This is a genomic window from Erythrobacter sp. HI0063 (assembly GCF_001635685.1).
Taxonomy (GTDB): domain Bacteria; phylum Pseudomonadota; class Alphaproteobacteria; order Sphingomonadales; family Sphingomonadaceae; genus Qipengyuania.
On the sequence record NZ_LWFF01000316.1, the window covers coordinates 1 to 23862 of the forward strand.

Consider the following 23862-nt stretch of genomic DNA (forward strand, 5'->3'; position numbering starts at 1 on the left):
TGGTTCGACGGGCGTGGCAATTTGATGGGCTCGACCATTGTCCGGCCCGGCTCAGGCGATCCGCCCGCGCACACGCTCTCGCTGGTCGCAGGCGTCGCGCTTTGCGAAACGGTGCGTCCGCTCTGTCCGGCCGAACGGATGCCGGTTCTCAAATGGCCCAACGATCTCCTGGTCGGCGGAGCGAAACTCTCGGGCATTCTGCTGGAATCGACCAGTTCGGCGGTCGTCATCGGGATCGGTGTCAATCTGAAGCAAGCGCCGGACATTGCCGACCGCGCTACGATTGCCTTGACTGCATTCGGCCCCGCGCCCGACCGCGAGATCTTCGCACGCAATCTGGCCGACAATTTCGCGGTTTCCCTTGCGCGCTGGCGCACCTATGGCCTCGAACCGATTCTGCGCCGATGGAGCGATCTGGCAACGCCTGAAGGAACGCCGCTCTCCGTCCACGAGCCCGGCGGAACCCGGATTGAAGGAGCCTTCGCCGACCTTGCCGAGGACGGTTCCTTGTTACTGCGCTTGGCGGATGGGACCTGCCGTGCCATTCACGCCGGCGACGTGATGCTCGCCTGAGGAGAGACCGATGCTGCTCGCCGTCGATGTCGGGAACACCAATATCGTCTTCGCCCTGTTCGAAGGCACGGAAATCAAGACCCGCTGGCGTATCGCCACCGACGCACGCCGCACGGGCGACGAATATGCCGTCTGGCTGCTTCAGCTGCTCACGATCGAAGGATATGGGAAGCAGGACGTTTCGGCGATAATTATCGGATCGGTGGTCCCGCGCGCTATCCACAATCTTACGGTGCTGTCGCAGAAGTATTTCGGCGTCGAACCGTTGATCGCTGGGCAGGGCAGCGCGGAATACGGTTTCCATGCCGATATCGAACAGCCAAGTTCGCTTGGCGCGGACCGCGCGCTCAACACGATTGCCGCCCATGCAAAATATGGCGGCGATCTGATCGTTATCGATTTCGGTACCGCGACCACCTTCGACGCGGTCGATTTCAACGGCGCCTACAAAGGCGGCATCATCGCGCCAGGTATAAACCTGTCGCTCGATGCTTTGGTCGGGAACACGGCGAAGCTGCCGCGCATTGCAATCGAGAAGCCGCGCACGGACAGTGTGATCGGCCGCAACACCGAAGACCAGATGCTGATCGGCGTCTTCTGGGGCTATGTCTCACTGATGGAAGGGCTTGTCGCTCGTATCAAAAGCGAGATCGGCCGCCCCGCGAAAACGGTTGCGACTGGCGGGCTCGCCCTGCTGTTCGATGAACACACCGACCTGTTCGACGCCGTGGACAGCGATTTGACTTTGGAAGGCCTGGCGATCCTGGCCGAACGCGCTCTCACCGGCGCGACTTGAAAAGAGGCATTGTGAAAAAGAATTACACGCCCGAAGACGAATTGTTGTTTCTCTCGCTTGGCGGGTCCGGCGAGATCGGGATGAACGTCAATCTCTATGGCTGCCAGGGGCGGTGGCTCATGGTCGATCTCGGCATGACCTTTTCGGGTGAGCAATATCCCGGCGTCGATCTCGTCTTCGCCGATCTCGAATTCATCGAGGACCGGTTGGACAGCCTCGAAGCTTTGGTGATTACTCACGGGCACGAGGATCATATCGGTGCGATCCCCTATTTCGCAGCCGATTTGGGCGTCCCTATCTATGCCACACCCTTCACTGCCGAACTCGTGCGCCGCAAATTGCAGGAAGCGGGCATCGCCGGTGAAGTCGAGGTGAATGTGATCGAGGACGATCACGGCGAATTTTCCGTCGGCCCGTTCGACATTACCTATATCCCTCTCTCCCATTCGATCGCCGAGGGTAACGCTCTCCTGATCGAGACGCCGCAGGGCCGCGTCTTCCACACCGGCGACTGGAAGCTGGACGAAGACCCCATCATCGGCGAACCGACCAGCGAAGAGGACTTGCGCGCCATTGGCGAAGAGGGCGTCCTCGCTCTCGTTTGCGACAGCACCAACGTATTCAATGCCAATCCGAGCGGATCGGAGGGGGCCGTCCACCGCGGTTTGATGGATGAAATTTCGCGTCACGAGGGCAAGCGCGTGCTCGTGACGACCTTCGCCAGCAATGTGGCACGCTTGCACACGCTGGGCGAAGTCGCGCGCGAGACGGGGCGCCAGATTTGCGTCGCCGGGCGCTCGCTCGACCGCATTATCGCGGTAGCGCAGGACAATGGCTATCTGCTCGATTTTCCAGAGCCGGTGGATTTCGAAACCGCGATGGGTCTGCCGCGCGGCGAGCTTCTCATCGTCGCGACCGGCGGGCAGGGCGAGCCGCGCGCCGCCCTGTCGCGCATTTCGGAGGAAAATCACCCGCTCGAACTGACGCAGGGCGATGTCGTCCTCTTCTCCAGCCGCCAGATCCCCGGCAACGAAATCGCCATTGGGGCGATCCAGAACCGTCTGGCCGAACGCGGGATCGTGATGGTCACCGACAAGCAGAACCTCATCCACGTGTCCGGCCATCCCGGGCGCCCGGAGCTCGAGGCGCTCTATTCCTGGCTGGAGCCGGAAATCCTCGTGCCCGTCCATGGCGAGACTCGGCATCTGTTCGAACAGGCGCGGCTCGGCGAGGAATGCGGCATCCCGCACAATGTGGTCCAGAAATCGGGCGACATCATCCGCCTCGCGCCGGGAAAACCCGGCAAGATCGGCGAGGTGCATACCGGTCGCCTCGTGCTCGACGGGGACATCATTTCGCCTGCCGATGGTGAAGCGGTGGTAATGCGTCGCCGCCTGTCGCGCGACGGCGTGATGTTCGTGGTGCTGGACGACAAATTCGCACCGCGTATCGAAACACTCGGCCTGCCATTGGACGAGGATCAGGACGAGTTTATCGCGGAAGCCAGCGCCGACGTGACGAAAGCGATATCGCGACTGAAGGGGAAGGATGGGCGTGACCCCGCCTCGATCCACGAAGCCGCCCGCCTCGCCGCGCGCCGTGCGGCGCAACGCTGGTCCGGCAAGCGCCCGCAAGTGCGCGTCATGCTGCCCTCCAAAGGATAGGGTTTTTCCCGATGCACTGGACCTCGATCATCGCGATCTACGTTTTGTTCTGGGTGATGAGCGCATTCGTGCTTCTCCCGTTCGGCGTGCGGACGCATGACGAGATGGGGCTCGAAAAGATACCGGGACAGGCTGACAGCGCGCCGGGTAATTTTCGCCCCAAACGGTTGCTCGTGCGCGCGACCTTGCTCGCGGCCGTGCTGACGGCGTTTTACGTGCTCAATTATGTCTATGGGTGGGTGGGATACGAACAGCTCGACCTGTTCAACCGCGCCCCATCCTACTGATCCGGACCCAATGATCCGGTTGCGCTATTCCCGCAGCCGTTCGATCGCCTGAGCGAGCGTGACGTAGAGCTTGCCGATATCCGAGCTTAGCACGGTAACGCCCAGCGCGTGCCCGTCGCGGGTAGAGAGCAGCATGCGCAGCATCGCTTCGAAATCGTGGATATAGCGGCTGACATGTTCGCGAAAGTCCATGTCCTGGTCGAACAGCTCCGCGATTTCGCGCGCTTGCGTGTTGTCGAGCAGTCTGACAGCGCGGCGCGTGAAAATCCCGCGATCGCCGCGCAGATACGATGTCCAGGCCGTGTCGGTGACTTCGGTCGATAGCGCCTTTCCGATATCGATCGCATTGGAATTGAGGCTTTCGGTGATGAGAGCGACGCGGCGCGAAAAATCGTTATCGACCTGCTCTTCGGCTCGGGCGCGGGCTTGGGACACTCGGGATTCGATATTGCCGACCAGCTCGTTGACCTTGGCGAGCTGATCGCGCAGCTCCAGGGCCGCTTCCCGGCTCGACGCGGTGGCACGCGCGCTGGCTTCGTCGAGCGAGCCGATTGCCGCTTCCGTGCGCTCTTCCACGGCTTCGTCGATGGCTTTCGCACTGGCCTCGCCGATGCGGTCCGCGAGCGCGAGAATCCTGTCCGCCTGATTTTCTTCTATGGAGGCGAGCGCTCGAATGGCTTCTCCGCGCAGGGCAGCAATCGCAGCAGTCAATTCCTCGCGCGCCTGCCCGGCAACCCGTGCGTTCTCGGCCTCGATCCGCTCCAATTTCTCGGTGAGAGTGTCGAGAGCGGCGGCCTGCTCTTCGATTGTGCCGGAAAGCCCCTCGCTGAAGGAGTCGAGCGCTGCGGTCGCCTCGCGGCTGCGATGTTCTGCGTTGGAAACCGTCTCCCCCAGTTCGGTGCCGCTGCGATCGGCATCGGCGAGCGCGCCCCGCAGAGACTCTGTGCGGCTTTCGAGATCGGCAAGCGTCGCGTTGAACGCTTCGATAGAACGGGGCAGATCTTCCTCGCTATGCGATGCGCTGGCCTTGATCAGCTCGAGCAGACGCACGGCCCTCACCGTCAGCTCCTCGATCTGTTCATGGGTACCATCAAGCGAAGTGCGGCTATCGGCGAGCCTATCGGACAGCCGCTCGACAGCTGCCGCGAGGGAGCGCTCCGTATCCTCGCCCTGTTCCGCAGCGGATGCGATGAGCCGACCGAGCGCATCGATCCGCCCCTCCGCATCCTCGGCACGCGCGCTCAAAGCGGTCAGGTGGCCGATCTGGCCGTCACGCTGCTCCGTCAGGCGATCGTCGAACGTGGCCATTCTTTCCGCCAGCGCGTTCAGCGCCTCGTTCTCGCTCTCGGCAATCCGCGTGCGGCGACGCGCCACTTCGTCATCGAAGGTCTGATGACGCTCGCCAATCAGGCGATCGACGGTTTCGGCTTCTTCCACCAGCGTCTGAAGCTTGGCTTGCGAATTGGCCAGGGATTGCGCGTCGATCTGCGTGACTTCTTCGATGATAGTCAGCAATCGAGTACGTAGCGCTTCGACCTGACCGGACCATGCGGTCAAAGCGGCCTGCTCGGCCTCGCGGACGTTTTGCGAAGTTACAGCGGCTTCATCGCGCAGGGCCGCGATCCGGTCCGACAGCACTGTGAAGGTCGCCTCGTCGTCTTCGTTGCGAAGCTCGGCAATCCGGGCGAGTTCATCCTTGAGGGCATCGGCGCGGCTGTGGATGGCCGCCAAGGCGGTCACTTCCTGCGTGTCGAGAGTCTCGCGAAGGCTATCGCTGTTGTCGCGAATGGCCGCGAAACGCGCAGCCGCAGAGCCCTCGATCTGATCGAGGCGTTCGCCCATGTCGCCGAGCAGGCTATCGAGGCGCTCGCTGAGCGACGTAACCTGGCGTTCGCTCGCCTCGCCGAACGTATTCAACCTCTCGAAGCCTGCGACCAATCCTTCGAGCTGTTCCTGGGCGGTCTGGCCTGCGCTACCGATACGATTGGTAACGTCGCGCGCGGAATTGGCGATCACGGGCAGGTCGCCGCGCAATTTCTCCATATTGTCGAGCGCGGTGGCACTGACTCCGGCGATCGCATCCACCTGATCGCCGTTTTCGCGGACGAGTTCCTGCAAGCGATCGGCATGGGTCGACAGACGCTCGGTCGCCGTCCGGCCAAGATAGTCGAGATCGCGATTCTGCTCGGCGAGAAATTCGCGTGCCAGGCTCAACTCGCGATTGATGGCCAGCAATCTCTCTTCCAAGCGCTCCGACTCGAGTGCGAGAAGCCGCGCGGCATCGCCGAAGCGGCCTGCCTCGCGTGTCGAGAGGCGCATCGTAAGCAGCCAGATTGCTAGGATCAGGAGCACGGGGATCGCCCAGGCGACAATCCAGTCGATCCACTGTTCGGGCGTTCCTCCCGAGATGATCGAATCTTTAAAGCTCCACCCGAAGAACCCGGTCCAGCCAAGGATGGCGAGAACGAAGAGGGAAGGGATCGCCCACGCCGTGGCCCGGCCTCGCTGCGGTTCCTCGATCCATTCGACGTCGTCTTCCTCATCGATCGAATCAGCAGACTGGTCGATCGGAGCGCCATCGTCCGCGGTCGTGAGATTTTCCGGCGAATTGTCCTCGCGTTCGACGGCGCGGATGTGATCCCTGTTCATCACCCGAACGTATCACGAATCCCGTTTCCTTAAACCCCGGATTAACTTTGCCTCGCTAGGCCGACCCGATGGCATTCCACCCCGGCCCCTTCGATCATGCAGTTGCGGCCGCCGCCGGAAATGACAGAGCGCTCGAGGCGCAATTGCGCACCGGCTTCGTAGAAAGCGTGGAACGCCAGATCGATCTGATGCGGCGGGCGCGCTGCGATGCGAATTGGCGCATGGCGGCCCAGCATCTCCACGCCGTTGCGGCCGGCTTTCACGCCGAAGAGATCATGCGCCTGGCGGATCAAGCGGCGATGGGTGTGCCGGGCGATCCGCATGCCCTCCGCGAAATCTCGGACCAGCTGGATGTCATTCGCGGCGCCGGATCCCGTTAGGGCCAAATTCTGGCCGACAAGTTTTGGCAATTGGAGCACGCATCGCTAGGCGTGGGACAGACCGATTGCCATTCGAGGACCGGCTTTTTTGCGTATCGCCCTGTTGACAGCTTTGGCCGAAGATCCCGCAAGGGCCGGGCAGAAGGCCGCGTTCCGCACTTTCGTGGGGCGTAGCGTGCTGTCGCACCAAATCGACTGCGCCAAGGCTCTCGATTGCGACATCGTGTTGTGCATGATCCGCGGCCTCGGCCCGGATGCGATCGTGGGCCAGCATCGGGCCGAAAAATTGGGTATGCGGTTCCGCGCGATCGAGGATCTGCGCAGTCTTTCGGGTGCCATCAGCGCCGACGATCGGGTGATCGTTATCGCCGATGGTCTTGCTCTGGACATCGAAACCGCACGCGCAGCAATCGGCGAAAAGCCTGGCGTCGCGACGTTCCCAGCAGAACTGGCCGTACCGCTCGGGTTCGAGCGGATCGATGCCGACCGGGCGTGGGCGGGCCTTCTTTCGATCCGAGGCGAGGCGATCGAGCGATTGGCGGATCTGCCGTCCGATGCGGATGCAGCATCATCGCTTCTCAGGATCGCGCTTCAATCGGGCGTGCGCGCCGAAGCTCTCGATCCGGCGCTGATGGAAGATATCGCCTGGAGCCCGTCCGAGGACGAGGCGAGCCTCGAGGCGCGGGAGGGGCGCTGGATCGCTCGCCGGGCGCAACCGGTGTCCTTCGCCGCGCCGGGGCGGGCGCTGGCCGAAAGGATCGGTATCAGGCTGGCGCGGGACGTGGTTGGTTCGCGGTTCGAGCGTATGCCTCTCCTCCTGGCAGTAGCGGCAGGGATCCTAGCAGCCGTTCTGGCCCTGTTCGGAAAACCGCTGACCGGGCTGCTGATGTCCAGCGTCATGGCATTCGCGCTTCCGATCGCGGACATCGTTCTCAAGCTGGCTCGGCCCCCGGGTGAAGAGGTCAAGGTGTGGGACGCAGCCACTTTGCTCGGCGGAGCAGGGGATGTTCTGCTTATCAGTCTTCTCGCTTTTGCGAGTCGGGGGACGGGCACCTGGATCGATCTGTTTTTTCCCGTCGTCCTGCTCGGCCTATTGCGGATCGGATCGAAAATGGCTCCCCTTGCCATCCGCCCGGTTCTGTCCGATCGGATCGCCTTGCTTGCCGTGCTGGTTCCGGCCGGATATCTGGGCGTTCTCCAGCCTCTTATGGCATTGTTGGCGGTGTTCGTACTGGCCGCGCTATCGCGTGCGATCCGGTCCGATAGGCTAACGCGGCCTTAACCACGCGATGCTACGCGAGACCCCATGATCAAGCCGAAATCCGGGCCAATTCCAACCGCGTCTCCACGCGCCGATCCTCACTGGCCGGAAGGCGAGGGGTTGCGCAGGGCGCTGGCGCAGGGCGACAGGGCGCTCGGGCGGATCGGCCCCATTCTCGGTCATCTCCTGTCGACGCGCGACCAGTCGCTTTTTAGCGACGAGCTGGTCGCACGCATCCGCAGCATGCTGACGCATCTGGCCTGGCAGGTGCTGCGCGTACAGGCCGAGGCGACAGGAGTGAAAGGGCGCGAGGAGTTCGCTGCCGAACATGGCGAGTCCCTGTCCGAAACGCTCTTCGCTTCGCTGCCGCTGGTGGCCCATTGCCACGCGCTGGCTTTGGAATGGCAATTGTCGGCACGGATGGAAGGGGAATTCGGCCTCGATCCCGTCATTTCGCCCCTGCTCCAATCGCTCATCGGACACGAAGATGCCGGTATTGCCAGTGGTGCCATGGCGTCGCTTGCCGCGCAGGCGCGGTACGCACAGACCCAGCGACGAATGAGCTTGCCGCTGAGCGAACTGCCCGGAGATCTGTTCCACGCTCTCCTGCTCGCCTGGCGCGCCTATAACGGTGACGATCTCTCCGACGCCCTGGTTCGGGCCGAGGGGCGTTTGCGCGCTGAGTACGACGAGGCTGCGGGGCGGCTGTCGCTGCTGGAGCGGGTTGCGACGCTGGTCGGCAAGGATGCGACGAATGCTCTCATCTTCGATCAGGCGGGCATCGGCCTGTTTTTATCCGCACTGGCGCTGCGCACCGGGCAACCGCGCGACATCGTTGCCGTATCGACCCATGAGAGCCAAGTCGCCCGCCTTGCCTTGGGACTGAGAGCGGCGGGGCTGAAGCCGCAGGATGTCGAGGCGCAGATCCTTCGCCTCCACCCTGACCGCGATCCGCCCAGCGACCTTGCCGATATCGGTACGCGCGAAGCGCTCAATCTGCTTGCGCGCAGCGCGGGCTGGCCTGGAAATTGACTATGGCGACGATCGGAACGAAATTCATCGCGCGCGCCTTCGTCGATGCGGACGGAATGCTTGTCGAAGCGGAAGAACCGCTCGCCAGCCTTCAGACCGAGTGCGGGGGAAAGATCGGCGGGCCGGTCGCCATTCCCGAATTGCGCGCTCTGGTGGACAAGGCCCAGCGGTTCGGCCTGCGTCTCGCACGCCAGTTCCGTGCAATCGACGGGCGCGATCGGATAACGGCCTGGATCGAGATCGAGCCGCAGAGCGGCTCCGACGGTTCGGCCCAAGGGTCCGAGCTCGGATTGGTATCCTGGCATGCCGAGGAATTGCCGCCGGAAGACGAATTGGAGGCTGCGCGCCGACGCGCCGAACTGAGCCGCAATCTTTCGGACCTGACCGCGCGGCTCGATCCTTCGCAGCGCGTGCTTTCAGTGGCGGTCGAAGCGCCCGATCTGACGCGGCTCCAGATCGCGATGGAAGGCGGGATCGGCAGGCCTTGGACCGACTTCGTCACTTTTCCCGGAAATTTGCACCAACAGCCTCTGCACTGGCGCCTGCTCGACGGAGCCGAGTGTCTGATCGAGGGATCGAAGCGGCGCTGGACCGCGCATCTCGAACCGCTCGGGCAACCCGAACCCGGCAGTGCGGGGTTCGTCCTGCATCTTCTCGCCGATCGACCGTTGGGTGCAGGCGCTCTGGACGAGCCGAGCGAGCCCGGATCCGAACCGCCCTCGCTCGGGCGCGATCTTTCTCCTGTGCTGCGGCAGCCGATCAATCGCATTATCGCCAATGCCGAAACGATTCGCACCAAGCTCGCTGGCCCCTTGGGTGAAGAATACAGCAATTACGCCGCCGATATCGCGGCGGCAGGCCAGCACCTGCTCGCGCTGATCGACGACCTGTCCGACCTCGAAATCGTGGAATCGGATGATTTCGTTACCGCACCCGACCGCATCGATCTCGGCAATGTCGCGCGGCAGGCATGCGGAATTCTGGGTGTGCGTGCGCGCGAAAAGGGTATCGAGCTGAGCGCACCGCCGAACGGAGAAAGCCAGCTCGCGATCGCCGAGTTCCGGCGCGTGCTGCAGGTTCTCATCAATCTGATCAACAACGCCATCCGCTATTCGCCGGAGGGCAGCCAGGTCTGGGTCCGCCTCGATCGGATCGGCCAAAGGGCGATGGTGACCGTGGCGGATCAGGGCCATGGCATCGACGAGGATCAGCAGGCCAAGATATTCGAAAAGTTCGAGCGTCTCGGGCGGAGCGGGGACGGGGGATCGGGCCTGGGGCTCTACATCTCCCGCCGCATAGCGCGCGCGATGGACGGCGATCTGACGGTCGAAAGCGCAAGAGGGCAGGGGGCTCGCTTCACGCTGTCGGTTCCGGCCGCAGAAGATCTGCGCAGCGAGCCCCGTGACGGTCCAAATCTCGGAAAATAAGGTCGCGCATCCAGTGCGAATTTCCGACGCTTCGATATGAAAAAAGAGGGCGCCGCAGCACCCCCTTTTTCCCAAATTCACATTCGATTTTGCGCTCAGCGCTTGTCGATCGGCACGTAATCGCGATGCGTCGGGCCGGTGTAAAGCTGGCGCGGGCGACCGATGACCTGGCCGGGATCGGAGATCATTTCGTTCCACTGCGCCACCCAGCCGACCGTACGCGCTAGCGCGAACAGGGCGGTGAACATCGTGGTCGGGAAGCCGATCGCCGAAAGGATCGCGCCGGAATAGAAATCGACGTTCGGGAACAGCTTCTTCTCGATGAAGTAATCGTCGTTGAGCGCCATTTCCTCGAGCTGCAACGCGGTCTCGAACACCGGATTGCTGACATTCAGCGCATCGAACACTTCGCGAACCGTCTTCTGCATCACGGTCGCGCGCGGATCATAGTTCTTATAGACCCGGTGGCCGAAGCCCATCAGGCGGAACGGATCGTTCTTGTCCTTGGCCCGCTCGATATAGTGCGGGATCTTGTCGGGCGTGCCGATTTCCTGAAGCATGTTCAGCGCCGCCTCGTTCGCGCCGCCATGCGCCGGGCCCCACAGGCAAGCGATGCCGGCCGCGATGCAGGCGAACGGGTTCGCGCCCGAAGAACCGGCGAGCCGGACGGTCGAGGTCGAGGCATTCTGTTCGTGGTCGGCGTGGAGGATGAAGATCCGGTCCATCGCCCGCTCGATCGCGGGGTGGATTTCGTACTCCTCCGCCGGAACGCCGAAGGTCATGCGCAGGAAATTGCCGGTATAGCTCAGCGAATTCTGCGGCGACATGAAGGGTTGGCCGATCGAATATTTATACGCCATCGCCGCGATGGTCGGCATCTTGGCGATCAGCCGGTGGCTGGAAATCTTGCGGTGCTCGGGGTCCGAAATGTCGGTGCTGTCGTGATAGAAGGCCGACAGCGCGCCGACCACGCCGCACATGATCGCCATCGGGTGCGCATCGCGGCGGAAACCCTGATAGAACTGGCGCAGCTGATCATGCACCATGGTGTGGCGCGTGATCGTGTAGGTGAAATCGTCCAGCTCGTCCTGCGTCGGCAACTCGCCGTTCAGCAGCAGGTGCGAGACTTCCATGAAATTGGAATGTTCGGCAAGCTGCCCGATCGGGTAGCCGCGGTGGAGCAGGACGCCTTCTTCACCGTCGATGAAGGTGAGCGCGCTTTCGCAGCTCGCCGTGGACTTGTAACCGGGATCGTAAGTGAACTTGCCCGTCGATCCGTACAGCTTGCGGATGTCGACCACGTCGGGACCGCACGTCCCTTCGAGCACGGGGAAATCCACCGAGCTGTCGCCGAAGTCCAGTTTCGCCTGCTTGTCGGCCATAATCTGCTCCTTAAGCTATTGGTCTTCCGAGCCTGCCGGGAGGGCTTGCGCGTCGATCCGTGCGAGCGCCTCTTCCCGTCCCAACAGGACCAGAACGTCGAAAATTCCAGGGGACGTCGTCGTCCCCGTCAGTGCCGCGCGCATCGGCTGCGCGAGCTTGCCGAGGCCCAGTTCGAGCCGTTCGGCGAGCGATTTGGTAGTGGCTTCCAGCGTCTCGGTTGTCCAGTCGTTTTCCGCTGCTAGCGCGGTCGAAACTTCGGCGAGATATACGCGCGCCTGATCGTCGAGCAGACCGGCCGCTTTCTCGGTCAGGACAAGGGGGCGGGTAGCGAACAGGAAGGCAGCGCCTTCGGCCAGCTCGTTCAGCGAACGGGCGCGCGTCTTGAGTACCGGCATCGCTTCGGCGAGCAGCTTCTCATCGGCATCCGGACCGATCCGCTTGGCAACCAGCGCGGCGAGGCGCGTGTCGTCCGCCTCGCGAATATAGTGGCCGTTGAGATTCTGAAGCTTCTTCAGATCGAAACGCGAAGCACTTTTGCCGACGCCCTTCAGATCGAACAGTGCGACCGCTTCCTCGCGCGTAATCTCTTCGCGGTCGCCATGGCCCCAGCCAAGGCGCAGCAGATAATTAAACAGCGCTTCGGGCAGCACGCCTTCTTCGTCGCGATAAGCTTCGACACCCACCGCGCCGTGGCGTTTAGAGAGCTTTGCACCGTCCGTCCCGTGGATCAGCGGGATGTGGGCGTAGATCGGCTCGGGCCAGCCCCCCCCGATTTCATTCATTGCCTTGATGATCGGCAATTGGCGGAAGGCGTTGTTGAGGTGATCGTCGCCGCGAATGATGTGCGTGACGCCCATGTCGTGGTCGTCGACAACCACGGCCAGCATATAAGTCGGCGTTCCATCGGCGCGCAGCAGGATATAATCGTCGATTTCTTCGTTGCGGACGGTTACGCGGCCCTGCACCGCATCCTCGATTACCGTTTCGCCGTCCTGCGGCGTCTTCAACCGGATCGTGAAAGGCGCGCCCTCGGGGGCTTCCGAGGCATCGCGATCGCGCCACCGGCCATCGTAGCGCATCGGCAGCTTGTTCGCGCGCTGTTCGGCGCGCATCGCCTCGAGTTCTTCCGGCGTCGCGTAGCATTTATAGGCATGGCCGGCATCGAGCAGCTGGTGCGCGACTTCGGCATGGCGCTCGGCTCGGTCCGACTGGAACACGGGTGCATCGTCGTAATCGAGGCCGAGCCAGTCGAGACCTTCGATGATCTTGTCGATCGCGTCCTGGGTGGAGCGCTTGCGATCGGTATCCTCGATCCGAAGCAGCGCCTTGCCGCCGTGGTGCCGGGCGAAAAGCCAGTTGAAAAGCGCGGTACGCGCGCCGCCGATATGCAGAAAACCGGTGGGCGAAGGGGCGAAGCGCGTTACGACCTTTCCGTGTGCCGCGTCGCTATCGCTTGCCATTATACCCGCTTTCCCTTCTGATATCGTGATGGCGACGCGATCGGCGCCTCCGGTGGCTGACGTGCCGTTTCACGGGGGCGATACCCCACATGATGGTGCAGCGCAGCGCCAATGGCGCAAGCGCCGCCGCTTGTCCAGTGTCCCGGCGGCTCTGGCCGACCGTGCGGAGCGCTTTCTCGACCGTGCCGGATTCGATCGCGGCCCTTGGCTCGCCGTGGGTTTCGCGAGCGGCATCGGGGCGTGGTTCCTGTTCGATGCGCCATGGGAGTGGGCGACATTCCTAGCCGCGTGCGCTCTTGGCGGTCTCGGTGCGCTGGCCGTGTGGCGGGGGCGGGAGGACAGGACGCAGCTGATGATCGCGTCCATTGCCCTGGCGAGCGTGCTGGCATTGGGGACGAGCGTGATCTGGGCGCGCTCTGCCATGGTCGGCGCCGAACCGATTGCCTATCCGCGCGTCCTCTCGCTCGACGGGCGCGTGCTCGAACGCGAGGATCAGCCCGCCGAAGAGCGCGTACGGCTGACGCTTGCCGTGCGCGATCCGGAACAGGGCCGAGCCATGAAGGTGCGGATCAACGTGCCGCGGGATCGCGCGACGGCGGCGATGCAGGAGGGCGCGCGCCTGCGCCTGAAAGCCCGGCTGATGCCCCCTTCGCCGCCGATCCTGCCCGGCGCTTACGATTTCGCACGTACGGCATGGTTCGACGGTCTGGCGGCGACGGGATCGCTGGCGGGCCCGATCGATCTGGTCGAAAGAGCGGACCGCAGTGCCCCCCTTGCGGAAGCGCAGCGCACTCTGTCCGCCCATGTCCGCGCGCATATGGACGGATCGGCGGCCAGCATCGCGGCGGCGCTGGCGAGCGGCGATCGCGGCGCAATCAGCGAGGCCGACGAAGCGGCGATGCGCGATTCCGGGCTCACGCATTTGCTCTCGATCAGCGGCCTGCATGTCAGCGCGGTGATCGCAGCGGCCTATTTTCTGGCGATCAAGCTGTTGGCGCTATGGCCGTGGCTGGCGCTACGCATGCGGCTGCCGCTGGCGGCTGCGATGGTGGGCGCGCTGGCGGGGATCGGATACACGCTGCTGACCGGCGCGGAAGTCCCCACGGTGCGCAGCTGCGTGGGCGCGGTGCTGGTCCTGATCGCGCTGGCGCTCGGCCGCGAACCCCTTTCGCTGCGAATGGTGGCCGTGGCCGCAATCGTCGTGCTGGCCCTCTGGCCGGAATCGCTGGTGGGGCCGAGTTTCCAGATGAGCTTCGCTGCCGTGATCGCGATCGTGGCGCTGCACAACGCGGAGTGTGTCAAACGCTTCCTGGCCCCGCGTGAGGAAAGCGCCTTTGCGCGAACCGCGCGGCGTGTCGCCATGCTGTTTGCGACCGGCTTGTTGATCGAAGTCGCGCTAATGCCGATCGTGCTGTTCCACTTCCATCGGGCGGGCGTTTACGGCGCTTTCGCCAATGTCGTCGCGATCCCACTGGTGACGTTCGTGACAATGCCGCTCCTCGCTCTGGCACTGCTGCTGGATGTGGTGGGTGCGGGCGCACCGGTGTGGTGGGCGGCGCAGCTTTCTCTCGATGCCTTGCTCGGCCTCGCGCATTTCACGGCCACTCAGCCGGGTGCGGTGAAGCTGATGCCGCAAATGGACCTCGTCACAGTTCTGACGATCGTAGGCGGCCTGCTTTGGCTGGCTCTCTGGAAGGGAAGGGCGCGGCTCTGCGGGTTATTGCCGGTCGCAGGCGGGGTACTCGTCTTCGCGCTGACGCCGATTCCCGACATCCTGATAACGCGCGACGGGCGCCATGTCGGCGTGACCGGCGAAAGCGATCGCCTGCTCGTGCTGCGCGAAAGCCGGTCAAGCTTCGCAAGCGACAATCTGATGGAACTGGCGGGTGCGGAGGGAGAGGTCCTGCCGTTCGAGCGCTGGCCGGGGGCGCGCTGTAGCCCCGATTTCTGTGTACTTACGCTGGAGCGAGGGGACCGCGATTGGCACTTGCTGATGGCCCGCAGCCGCGAGATGGTCGAGGAACGCGCCCTCGCCGCCGCCTGCGAACGTGCCGATATCGTCATCGCCGACCGCTTCCTGCCGCGCTCATGTCAGCCCCGTTGGCTGAAGGCGGATCGCCGCTTTCTGACGCGCGAGGGTGGAACGGCGGTCTATCTGGCCGAGGAGCGGATAAGGACAGTGGCACAATCGCAGGGCGAGCATGGCTGGTGGAAGGGTGGTTCGAGGCGCTAACTCGCGGGCGATCGGGCAAGGATGGGAAGCACGCTGAAGAAAGGTCCGGGATTCGCCAATCGACCGGCACTAGCGTATCCAGCGCTCTTGCACGTCGGCCCTTGGCTTTGTCGCACTCGCCGAGGCGCGTTATGCTACAACGCTTCCATCATTTCGATACGGTTCCCGAACGGATCGTCGACATAACAGCGCTCATATCCCGCGAGCGGTTCGTCCTCGGTGACTGAAAAACCCGCCTCGGACAGGCGCTTCGTCAGAACCGCGAGATCGGCCACGCGGAAGGCGGGATGCGCCTTCCGTGCGGGACGGAAGTCCATGTCCACGCCGAGATGCACCTTGAGCGGACCGCGCTCGAACCAGCATCCGCCTCTCTTGGCGAGATGGGGTGGCTTGGGCACTTCCGGTATGCCGAGCAGGTCGGAGTAAAAAACACGTGCCTGGTCTTCGCCGCCGGAAGGCATGGCAAGTTGAACGTGGTCGAGCGCCTCGATCACTGCGCCAGAGCCGCCGCCGCGATCGATACCACGATCAGTGCCGCGATCAGTGATAGCGCCGCAAAAGGCCGGCAAGCTTGCCCTGGACCTGAACCTGTGCGGGATTGTAAATCTGCGCTTCGTAGGACGCGTTCGCCGGATCGAGCCGCACGCGGCCTCCTTCCCGACGCAGGAATTTGAGCGTCGCTTCCTCGTTATCGACGAGCGCGACCACGATTTCGCCGTCGCGCGCCGTATCGGTTCGGCGTATCAGCGCGAAGTCCCCGTCGAAGATGCCTGCTTCGATCATCGAATCGCCCGATACTTCCAGCGCGTAATGATCGCCGGGGCCGAGCAGGGCGGCAGGCACCGGAAGGCTCGACTGTCCTTCGATCGCTTCGATCGGGGCGCCGGCGGCGATGCGTCCGTGCAGCGGAATTTCAAGCACATCATTGGCCGGTTCGGGAGTTCGCGCAGCGGTGGCTGCACCGACAGTGTCGTTCGCGGCGCTGGGCGCATTCGCTGCCGCAGCGTTTCGCGCTCGCGGGCTCGACACGGCTTCTTCGGGCGTCTTCAGCACTTCGAGCGCACGCGCGCGGTTGGGCAGGCGCCGGATAAAGCCGCGCTCTTCCAAGGCGGAGATCAAGCGATGCACGCCCGATTTGCTCTTCAGATCGAGCGCTTCCTTCATCTCCTCGAAAGAGGGGGAGATGCCGGTTTCTTCAAGCCGGGTCTGGATGAAGCGGATCAGTTCGTGCTGCTTGGCAGTCAGCATGGTGCTTGGCTCCTAAAACTCTATTCCGACGCTGTTTTCGATGCAGGCCGTGAACGAATACGGAACAATTAGGCAACCATTTCCTTCAAGTCAAGCGATTGCGCCATTCTGGAGCAGGTAGCACGGGACGAGGGCGCCTTTTGTTTCGTCAGGCGCATCGATTGATCGGTCGATCAAGACGTCCGCCCGGGCAAGAGCGGCCAATGCGCTGCTGTCGCGCTCCGTGATCGGAACGACCCCTTCGGGGCCAAGGCTCGCGCGCAGGTATTCGCGTCGGGTGCCGCCGGCGGGCAGTTCGCCGTCGAGAGGGAGGCGCACAGAGCGCGGCAGCGGCTCGCAAGCGCCAGCCATGCGGCGCAACGCCGGAAGCGCGAACAGGAGCGCCGTCACGAAGGTTGAGACCGGATTGCCGGGCAGCCCGAGCATGAGCTGTTTGCCCCTCCGCGCCACGATCATGGGCTTGCCGGGACGGATGGCGACGCGCCAGAAGTCGAGCGTAAACCCCGCTTTTTCGAGCGCGGGCTTGATCAGGTCGTGTTCACCCACGGACGCGCCACCCGAGGTGAGCAGAAGATCGGCATCGCGTGCGGCGTCCAGAGCTTCGACCAGAGCGTCCAGCCTGTCGGGCACGAGCGCGCGGTCAGAAACCTTTGCGCCCAACGATTGCACCATCTCGGCCATCATCGCGCCGTTGGAGGCGGGGAGGCCATCCGGCGGACATTTGGCGGGATCGGCATGCAACTCGTCCCCGCATTCGAGGATAGCCACTTTGGCGCGGCGCGCGACGCTGACGTTGGCGACGCCGGCGGTCCGGGCGAGGGCGATTTGGGCCGCTGTCATGCGATGCCCTGCGGCGATCAGAGCGTCGCCGTGGCGAAAATCGAGGCCCCGGCGGCGAATATGGCGGCCCGGCTCCGGCGCAGGATCCGCGTCGAGACGGCCGTGCGCGACGCTGGCATCCTCCTTCACGACGATGCGGTCCGCACCTTCGGGAAGAGCGGCCCCGGTCGATATCGCGACCGCCTGACCGGTTCGAAGCGCCCCATCGAAGGCATGGCCCGCGCGAGCCTCCCCGACCAGATCCCAAGGCCCTTCACCGCAAGCGGCAAAGCCATCCATGGCCGACAGATCGGCGTAGGGCTGCGTCCTGCGCGCGATCAGCGGTTCGCGTAAATAGCGGCCGCCCGCCCTGTCGATGTCGACCAGCTCCGCATCGAGAGCGTCGATCGATCCGAGCAGGCGATCCCACGCTTCTTCGAGCGCAATCACAGCTCGGCGCGCCAATGGCCGGATTTTCCGCCCAGCTTTTCGATCAGTCGCACGCCTTCGATCGTCATTGCCCGGTCTTCAGCCTTGCCCATGTCGTAAAGCGTCAGCAGCGCCACGCTTGCCGCGGCCATGGCTTCCATTTCTACTCCGGTGCGTCCGGTGCAGGAGGTGGTGGCAGTGACACGGATCGCGTCGCTCTCGCGCTCGAGGGCGACCGTCACGGCGTCGAGCGCCAGCGGATGGCAGAGCGGAATCAGCTCGCCGGTCTTCTTCGCCGCCATGATGCCCGCAATCCGCGCGGTCGCGAGCGCATCGCCTTTCGGCCCGGTGCCGTCCCACAAAGCGGCCAGCGCTTCGCCCGACATGCGGATGCGTCCTTCGGCGACGGCCTTGCGCTGGCTCACCGGCTTCGCGCCGACATCGACCATGCGCGCCGCGCCGTGTTCGTCGAGATGAGTGAGGCCGCTCATGCGCCGAGCAGTGCGCGCGTGGCCGCCGCGACATCGGCCTGGCGCATCAGGCTTTCGCCGACGAGGAAATTGCGCACGCCCGATTGGGCGAGGCGTTGGCAGTCCTCATGCGTGGCGATGCCGCTTTCGCCCACCAGCAAGGCATCCTCGGGCGCGAGTTCGGCGAGCCGTTCGGTCGTGGCGAGATCGGTGGTAAAGGTCTTCAGATCGCGGTTGTTGACGCCGATCAGGCGCGATTTCAGCTTCGCCGCGCGCGCCATTTCGGCTTCGTCATGAACCTCGACCAGCACATCCATCCTGCGCTCGATCGCGGCGGCCTCGATTTCGGCCATGACCCCGTCGTCCAGCGCGGCGACGATGATCAGGATCGCATCCGCCCCGATCGCGCGGGCTTCGGCGACCTGCCAGGGATCGACCATGAAATCCTTGCGCAAGACCGGCAGCGCGCAGGCGGCGCGGGCCTGCATCAGGTAATCCTCGTGCCCCTGGAAATACGGCGCATCGGTCAGCACCGAGAGGCAGGTCGCGCCACCTTCCTCGTAAGCGCGGGCATGATCGGCGGGATCGAAATCGGCGCGGATCAGCCCCTTCGAGGGCGAGGCCTTCTTGATCTCCGCGATCAGGCCGAAACCGTCGCGGCTCGCCTTTCGCAACGCCGCTTCGAAGCCGCGCGGCTCGGATTGCATCATTGCGGCGGCATCGAGATCGCCGATGGTGGAGCGCGTGCGGCGATCGGCCACTTCCTCGCGCTTGGTGGCGCAGATTTCGTCGAGCTTGTTCATCGTCACTTCGCCATGTCTATCCAGCGCGCCAGCAGATCGCGCGCCTTGCCGCTGTCGAGCGCTTCCGCCGCCATTGCCGCGCCTTCGCGCCAGTCCTCGGTCCGGCCTGCGACGATCAGAGTCGCGGCGGCATTCAGCAGTACTGCGTCGCGATAGGGGCCGGGTGTGCCGCCGAGCAGGGCTTCGAGAGCCTTTGCGTTATGCGCTGCATCGCCGCCCCTGATCGCTTCGATCGGCGCGTGGGGTAGGCCTGCCGCATCCGCATCGACGCGCTGCATCGCAAAGTCCGATCCGGCGACGTCCGCCAGCTCGTTCCCACCTGCGAGGCTCAATTCGTCCAGCCCTTCGTCGCCCGATACGATGAAGGTGCGTTTGGTGCCGAGGCTCGCCTTGGCTTCGGCATAGATCGGCACATAGGCGGGCCGGGCGATCCCGATCAGCTGGCGCTCAACCCCGGCGGGATTGGAGAGCGGGCCCATCAGGTTGAAGATCGTGCGGCGGGCCAGCTTCTGGCGGATGGGCTGGATGCGGCCCATCGCCGGATGATGGTTCTTGGCGAAGAGGAAACAGATCCCGAGTTCGGCCAGAGTCTTTTCCGCCGTGCGCCCCGCCGCTTCCATGTCGAGGCCGAGCGCTTCCAGCGTGTCCGCCGCGCCCGACTTGCTGCTCGCCGCGCGATTGCCGTGCTTGGCGACCGGCACGCCGCAGGCGGCGACCACCAGGCTGACAGCGGTCGAGACATTGAGCGTGTGGTGCCCGTCGCCGCCGGTGCCGCAGCAATCGACCGCGCCTTCGGGTGCCGCGACCGGGATCAGCCGCGCTCGCAAAGCGCGCGCCGCACCGGCGATCTCTTCCGCCGTCTCGCTCCGCTCGGTCATGGCGAGGAGGAAGCGGGCGATCTCTTCCTCGCTCGCCTCGCCATCGAGGATCCAGCCGAAGACTTCCTCGGCCTCGGTCTCGGTCAAGTGGGGGACGGCGAGGGGCAGATGCTTCATGCCGGGATTTTCGCTTCCATACCGCAGATTTCGAGGAAATTGGCGAGCAGGGCATGGCCATGCTCGGTCGCGATACTTTCGGGGTGGAACTGAACGCCGTGGATCGGCAGCTCGCGATGGCGAAAGCCCATCACGCTCGTCCCGTCCAGACCGGGCGTCTCGCTCGTCGCATTGACGTGGAGGACGTTCGGAATGTCCTCCACCACCAGCGAGTGATAGCGCGTGGCGGTGAAGGGGGAGGGCAGACCGGCGAACACGCCCGTACGGTCATGATCGACCGGCGATGTCTTGCCGTGCATCAGCCCGCCGCGCACCACGCGCCCGCCGAAATGCTGCCCGATCGCCTGATGTCCGAGACACACGCCGAGCAGCGGCAGGCCCGCATCGGCGCAGGCCGCGACGCAATCGAGGCTGATCCCCGCCTCGTTGGGCGTGCAGGGGCCGGGCGAAATCAGGATGCCCTTGGCTCCGCTGGCAAGCGCTTCCGACGCGCTCAGCGCATCGTTGCGCTCCACCCGCACCTCTGCGCCCAGTTCCATCAGATAATGGACGAGGTTGAAGGTGAAGCTGTCGTAATTGTCGATGACGAGGATCATGGGGCGCTGTCGATGCCCGCCAATTTGTCGGTCGCGCGGACGAGACCGTCGATAATGCCCTTCTCGCCCGCGCTGTGGCCCGCATCGTTCACGATCCAGAGCTCGGCTTCCGGCCAGGCCTTCTTCAGCTCCCACGCGGAGGTGGGCGGCGTGCAGATATCGTGGCGTCCCTGAACGATGATGCCGGGAATGTGCCGCATCGTGTCCAGATTCTTGAGCAGTTGCGCCTCTTCGAGGAAGAAATCCTCGAGGAAGAACCGCGCGCAGATGCGGGCGAAGGGGATCGCCTTGGCGGGATCGCCGAAACTGTCCATCAGCGCCTCGTCGGGCAGCAGCGTGGCGACGCTGCCTTCCCAGAGCGACCATTCGCGCGCGGCGGCGAGGCGGGTCTCCTCGTCCTCGCTCGTCAGCCGATCGTAATAGGCCTGGACCAGATTGTCGCGCTCGCCTTCGGGGATGAGCCCGGCGAAATCGTCCCACTGTTCGGCCATGATCTCGCTCGCGCCATAGCGGTAGAGCCAGTCCTTTTCCTTCTGCCGGGCCAGGAACACGCCGCGCAGGACCAGTTCGCTGACGCGATCGGGATAGGTCTGGGCGTAGGCGAGCGCGAGAGTCGAGCCCCAGCTGCCGCCGAAGGCCTGCCACTTCTCGTGCCCGCACATTTCGCGAAGCCGCTCGATATCCTCGACGATGCGCCAGGTGTCGTTTTTGTCGATCTCCGCGAACGGCGTCGATTTACCGCAGCCGCGCTGGTCGAAAAGGAGGACGTCGTAATGGTCCGGATTCCACTGGCGCCGATGGTTTGGGCTCATCCCGCCGCCGGGCCCGCCATGCAGGAACACGGCAGGCTTTGCGCCGGGGGTGCCGACCCGCTCGTAATAGAGCGAATGCCCTTCGCCGACATCGAACATACCGCTCTCGTACGGTTCGATTTCGGGATAGAGCGTGCGGCGGTCCCCGTTTGGATTGGTGGGCGCGTCATTCATCGGGCGCTTCCTTCTTCATTACGACCAGCATCGGGCCGATCGCCGCCCCGCCATCGGTGCGACCGGTGGCGGGGTTCCACAGCGCCGACACGCTCCCGTCGAGAAACAGCGCGTTGGGCGTCTTCAACTCGTCGCGGAAGAAACGGGCGAGCTTTCCGAACGAAAGCGGGGCGTTCGAAATCACGAAATGCGCGCGCCCCTTCTCGTCCACGCCCACGGCGTTGCGAATCAGGCGCGAAGGGCCGTCTGCGGTGATCTCGGGATGGACCTTGCCGTCGATCAGCAGCATCGGACCCGACTGCGTTCCGAATTCGGGCCTGTCGGACACGTTGGCGAGGAAATCCTGCGTTGTGCGGATTTCCCATGTCTCGCCCGATCCGTAGAACACGCCATTGGGGTTGAGGTGAAAATTGCCCTCGCCATCGGCGGCGTTGAGCGTTTTGAGGCGTTCGGATCCTTCCACGAAATAGCCGATCGGATCGCCATCGTCGTCAAACATGCCTGCATTCATGGCAAAGGCGACTCTGTCCCCGTCCATCGCTTCGGACAGCTTCGAAAGGCTGCGGTAATTCTCGCCCGATCCGTTCGCCAGCGCGGTCGTGATGCGATGGCGCGAGGGGATGGCGAGGCAGTGGGTCAGCGAGGTGTTCTCGAAGATGACCGAGCGGCAGGCGGATTCGACCTGGCTCGCAATGGTGGCATCCTCGCTCGGCGTCGGGGCGGGGGCGCCCACGCTACCGTCGATCTTGGCGCGGGCGACAGGCTTGCCTTCGGGCTGTGCGTCGCAGCCTGCCAGAGCGAGCGCGGCGAGCGCGAGAGGGGCAACGAAACGCATCATGCGCGCTGCTCCGCCTGACGGAACGCTTCGGCCGCTGCCGCTCGCAGAGCGCCCGCCTTGGCTTCGCATTCGCGCCGTTCGTATTCGGGATCGCTGTCGGCCACGATGCCGGCCCCCGCCTGGACGTGCATCGTCCCATCCTTCACCACGGCGGTGCGCAGCACGATGCAGCTGTCGAGCGAGCCGTCCGGTGCGAAATAGCCGACGCCGCCGGCATATGGCCCGCGCGCATCGCGCTCCAGCTCGGCGATGATTTGGCAGGCGCGCAGCTTGGGCGCGCCGCTGACCGTGCCCGCCGGGAATCCGGCGAACAGCGCATCGACGGCGTCGAACTTTGGATCGAGCCGTCCGACGACATTGCTCACGATATGCATGACATGGCTGTAACGTTCGATTGTAAAACTGTCCGTGACTTCGACGCTGCCGCGCTCGGCGACGCGGCCGACATCGTTGCGCCCGAGATCGAGCAACATCAAGTGTTCGGCCCGCTCTTTCGCGTCGGACAGCAGGGATTCCTCGGCGGCCCGATCGGCCTGATCGTCGGCCCCGCGCGGGCGGGTTCCGGCAATGGGGCGCACGGTCACTTCGTTGGCGCCGTCCTGATCGGGGCGGACGCGGACGAGAATTTCCGGGCTCGACCCGACCACGGCGAAATCTGGCAGGTCGAGGAAATAGAGGAAGGGCGACGGATTGACCCGCCGCAAAGCGCGATAGAGTTCGACCGGCGGCAAGGGGAAGGGACAGGTATAGCGCTGCGACAGGACGACCTGAAAGATGTCGCCCGCCACGATGTATTCTTTCGCCCGGTCCACCATGGCGGTGTAATCGTCCGCCGCCATGACCGGATCGAGCCGCGCTTCAGGCAGTTCCCCGGTCGGAGCGGGATTGGCAGGCGCACGCGCGCCTTCGAGCCGTTGCAGCGCCGTTGCAATGCGGTTTCGTGCCGCTTCCATCTGGCCCGACGGATCGCTTTCGGAATCCGGCCAGATCGGGGCGATGCAGTGCAATTCGTCGCCTAGGCTGTCGAACACGAAAAGGAGGGTCGGGCGCACGAACACCATGTCGGGCAGCCCCAGCCCCGGCTCCGCGGCGCGCGGCACCGCCTCGACCATTCCGATCGTCTCGTAGGCGAAATAGCCGACCAGACACGCCAAAGCGGGCGGAAGGCCTTCGGGTACGGCGAGGCGGCATTCTCTAGACAGAGCGCGCAGGGCCGTTACGGGATTGTCCGAATAGGCCTCGAACGCTGCGCGATCCGAGCGCCACTGGCGGTTGATCGACGCTTCGCCCCGTTCGGCGCGGAAGACGAGATCCGGATCGAGTCCCAATAGACTGTAGCGCCCCCGAACCGCACCCCCTTCGACGGATTCGAGCAGAAAATCTCCGCGCTGCGGCTCCATGAGTTTCAGTGCCGCGCCGACCGGCGTCTCGGTATCGGCGACGATTGTGCGCCAGACCAGGGCCGGGCGACCCGCCGACAGCGCCGTCAGCGCCTGCTCTTCACCCAACATCCGCTCAGTCCCGCCCGATTTC

At 64.3% G+C, this 23862-nt stretch carries 22 protein-coding genes; 9 read left to right on the forward strand and 13 right to left on the reverse strand.

Translation table 11 applies throughout. The annotated features are described in order from the left end of the window. The 4 genes from A3736_RS12020 to A3736_RS12035 all read left to right on the forward strand — a co-directional run. On the forward strand, nucleotides 1–573 hold a 573-nt coding region (locus tag A3736_RS12020; RefSeq protein WP_067683279.1), incomplete at its 5' end, for a biotin--[acetyl-CoA-carboxylase] ligase. 10 nt (nucleotides 574–583) lie between these two features. Beyond that, nucleotides 584–1369, forward strand: coding sequence for a type III pantothenate kinase (locus A3736_RS12025; protein ID WP_067683281.1), 786 nt, complete (start codon nucleotides 584–586; stop codon nucleotides 1367–1369). 11 nt (nucleotides 1370–1380) lie between these two features. Beyond that, on the forward strand, nucleotides 1381–3033 hold the full coding sequence (locus A3736_RS12030) for a ribonuclease J (RefSeq protein ID WP_233999371.1): 1653 nt from the start codon (nucleotides 1381–1383) through the stop codon (nucleotides 3031–3033). 11 nt (nucleotides 3034–3044) lie between these two features. Then, nucleotides 3045–3320: a DUF1467 family protein gene (locus A3736_RS12035; RefSeq protein WP_067683283.1), complete on the forward strand. Its 276-nt coding sequence runs from the start codon at nucleotides 3045–3047 to the stop codon at nucleotides 3318–3320. 24 nt (nucleotides 3321–3344) lie between these two features. Here the strand turns inward: A3736_RS12035 and A3736_RS12040 are convergent, their stop codons facing one another. Next, complete coding sequence (locus A3736_RS12040) at nucleotides 3345–5969, reverse strand: hypothetical protein (protein WP_067683285.1); 2625 nt, start codon at nucleotides 5967–5969, stop codon at nucleotides 3345–3347. A 68-nt stretch (nucleotides 5970–6037) separates the two neighbouring features. On the opposite strand from A3736_RS12040, the gene A3736_RS17695 reads away from it, so the two are divergent. The 4 genes from A3736_RS17695 to A3736_RS12060 all read left to right on the forward strand — a co-directional run bounded on the left by A3736_RS17695 (nucleotide 6038) and on the right by A3736_RS12060 (nucleotide 10069). Beyond that, nucleotides 6038–6349: a hypothetical protein gene (locus A3736_RS17695; RefSeq protein WP_067683288.1), complete on the forward strand. Its 312-nt coding sequence runs from the start codon at nucleotides 6038–6040 to the stop codon at nucleotides 6347–6349. Nucleotides 6350–6437: 88 nt separating this feature from the next. Then, a complete protein-coding gene (locus A3736_RS12050; RefSeq protein ID WP_156502110.1) occupies nucleotides 6438–7631 on the forward strand; it encodes a hypothetical protein in 1194 nt (397 codons plus the stop codon). A 24-nt stretch (nucleotides 7632–7655) separates the two neighbouring features. Further along, nucleotides 7656–8642 (forward strand): hypothetical protein, encoded by a 987-nt coding sequence (locus A3736_RS12055; protein WP_082851466.1) that lies wholly within the window; start codon nucleotides 7656–7658, stop codon nucleotides 8640–8642. 2 nt (nucleotides 8643–8644) lie between these two features. Further along, nucleotides 8645–10069, forward strand: coding sequence for a sensor histidine kinase KdpD (locus A3736_RS12060; RefSeq protein ID WP_067683295.1), 1425 nt, complete (start codon nucleotides 8645–8647; stop codon nucleotides 10067–10069). A 95-nt stretch (nucleotides 10070–10164) separates the two neighbouring features. On the opposite strand, the gene A3736_RS12065 is transcribed toward A3736_RS12060, so the two are convergent. Together A3736_RS12065 and gltX are read right to left on the reverse strand one after the other, a co-directional pair. Next, entirely contained in the window at nucleotides 10165–11451 is a 1287-nt protein-coding gene (locus tag A3736_RS12065; RefSeq protein WP_067683297.1) for a citrate synthase, read from the reverse strand. Nucleotides 11452–11466: 15 nt separating this feature from the next. After that, nucleotides 11467–12912 (reverse strand): glutamate--tRNA ligase, encoded by a 1446-nt coding sequence (gltX, locus tag A3736_RS12070; protein ID WP_067683299.1) that lies wholly within the window; start codon nucleotides 12910–12912, stop codon nucleotides 11467–11469. Nucleotides 12913–12964: 52 nt separating this feature from the next. On the opposite strand from gltX, the gene A3736_RS12075 reads away from it, so the two are divergent. Continuing rightward, nucleotides 12965–15145 carry a ComEC/Rec2 family competence protein gene (locus tag A3736_RS12075; RefSeq protein WP_233999372.1) on the forward strand — a complete coding sequence of 727 codons (2181 nt, stop codon included), beginning with the start codon at nucleotides 12965–12967 and terminating at the stop codon, nucleotides 15143–15145. Nucleotides 15146–15279: 134 nt separating this feature from the next. On the opposite strand, the gene A3736_RS12080 is transcribed toward A3736_RS12075, so the two are convergent. The 10 genes from A3736_RS12080 to trpE all read right to left on the reverse strand — a co-directional run bounded on the left by A3736_RS12080 (nucleotide 15280) and on the right by trpE (nucleotide 23840). Continuing rightward, nucleotides 15280–15639: a VOC family protein gene (locus A3736_RS12080; protein ID WP_233999373.1), complete on the reverse strand. Its 360-nt coding sequence runs from the start codon at nucleotides 15637–15639 to the stop codon at nucleotides 15280–15282. Between the two features lie 46 nt (nucleotides 15640–15685). Then, nucleotides 15686–16393 carry a transcriptional repressor LexA gene (gene lexA / locus A3736_RS12085; RefSeq protein WP_067683303.1) on the reverse strand — a complete coding sequence of 236 codons (708 nt, stop codon included), beginning with the start codon at nucleotides 16391–16393 and terminating at the stop codon, nucleotides 15686–15688. 90 nt (nucleotides 16394–16483) lie between these two features. Further along, complete coding sequence (locus A3736_RS12090) at nucleotides 16484–17662, reverse strand: molybdopterin molybdotransferase MoeA (protein ID WP_233999374.1); 1179 nt, start codon at nucleotides 17660–17662, stop codon at nucleotides 16484–16486. Next, a complete protein-coding gene (gene moaC / locus A3736_RS12095) occupies nucleotides 17659–18132 on the reverse strand; it encodes a cyclic pyranopterin monophosphate synthase MoaC (protein WP_067683306.1) in 474 nt (157 codons plus the stop codon). The genes A3736_RS12090 and moaC overlap by 4 nt, the downstream gene beginning before the upstream one ends. Continuing rightward, nucleotides 18129–18914 (reverse strand): indole-3-glycerol phosphate synthase TrpC, encoded by a 786-nt coding sequence (gene trpC / locus A3736_RS12100; RefSeq protein ID WP_067683308.1) that lies wholly within the window; start codon nucleotides 18912–18914, stop codon nucleotides 18129–18131. Before trpC ends, moaC begins: the two co-directional genes overlap by 4 nt. A gap of 2 nt (nucleotides 18915–18916) precedes the next feature. Continuing rightward, the gene (gene trpD, locus A3736_RS12105) at nucleotides 18917–19909 is read right to left on the reverse strand and encodes an anthranilate phosphoribosyltransferase (RefSeq protein ID WP_067683310.1); all 993 of its coding nucleotides are present in this window, start codon (nucleotides 19907–19909) and stop codon (nucleotides 18917–18919) included. Next, entirely contained in the window at nucleotides 19906–20505 is a 600-nt protein-coding gene (locus tag A3736_RS12110; protein WP_067683311.1) for an aminodeoxychorismate/anthranilate synthase component II, read from the reverse strand. Before A3736_RS12110 ends, trpD begins: the two co-directional genes overlap by 4 nt. Beyond that, nucleotides 20502–21491: a prolyl aminopeptidase gene (gene pip, locus A3736_RS12115; RefSeq protein ID WP_067683313.1), complete on the reverse strand. Its 990-nt coding sequence runs from the start codon at nucleotides 21489–21491 to the stop codon at nucleotides 20502–20504. Before pip ends, A3736_RS12110 begins: the two co-directional genes overlap by 4 nt. Next, the gene (locus A3736_RS12120; protein ID WP_369815449.1) at nucleotides 21484–22329 is read right to left on the reverse strand and encodes a phosphodiester glycosidase family protein; all 846 of its coding nucleotides are present in this window, start codon (nucleotides 22327–22329) and stop codon (nucleotides 21484–21486) included. The genes pip and A3736_RS12120 overlap by 8 nt, the downstream gene beginning before the upstream one ends. Continuing rightward, nucleotides 22326–23840 (reverse strand): anthranilate synthase component I, encoded by a 1515-nt coding sequence (trpE, locus tag A3736_RS12125; RefSeq protein WP_067683315.1) that lies wholly within the window; start codon nucleotides 23838–23840, stop codon nucleotides 22326–22328. Before trpE ends, A3736_RS12120 begins: the two co-directional genes overlap by 4 nt. Nucleotides 23841–23862 lie beyond the last annotated feature (22 nt).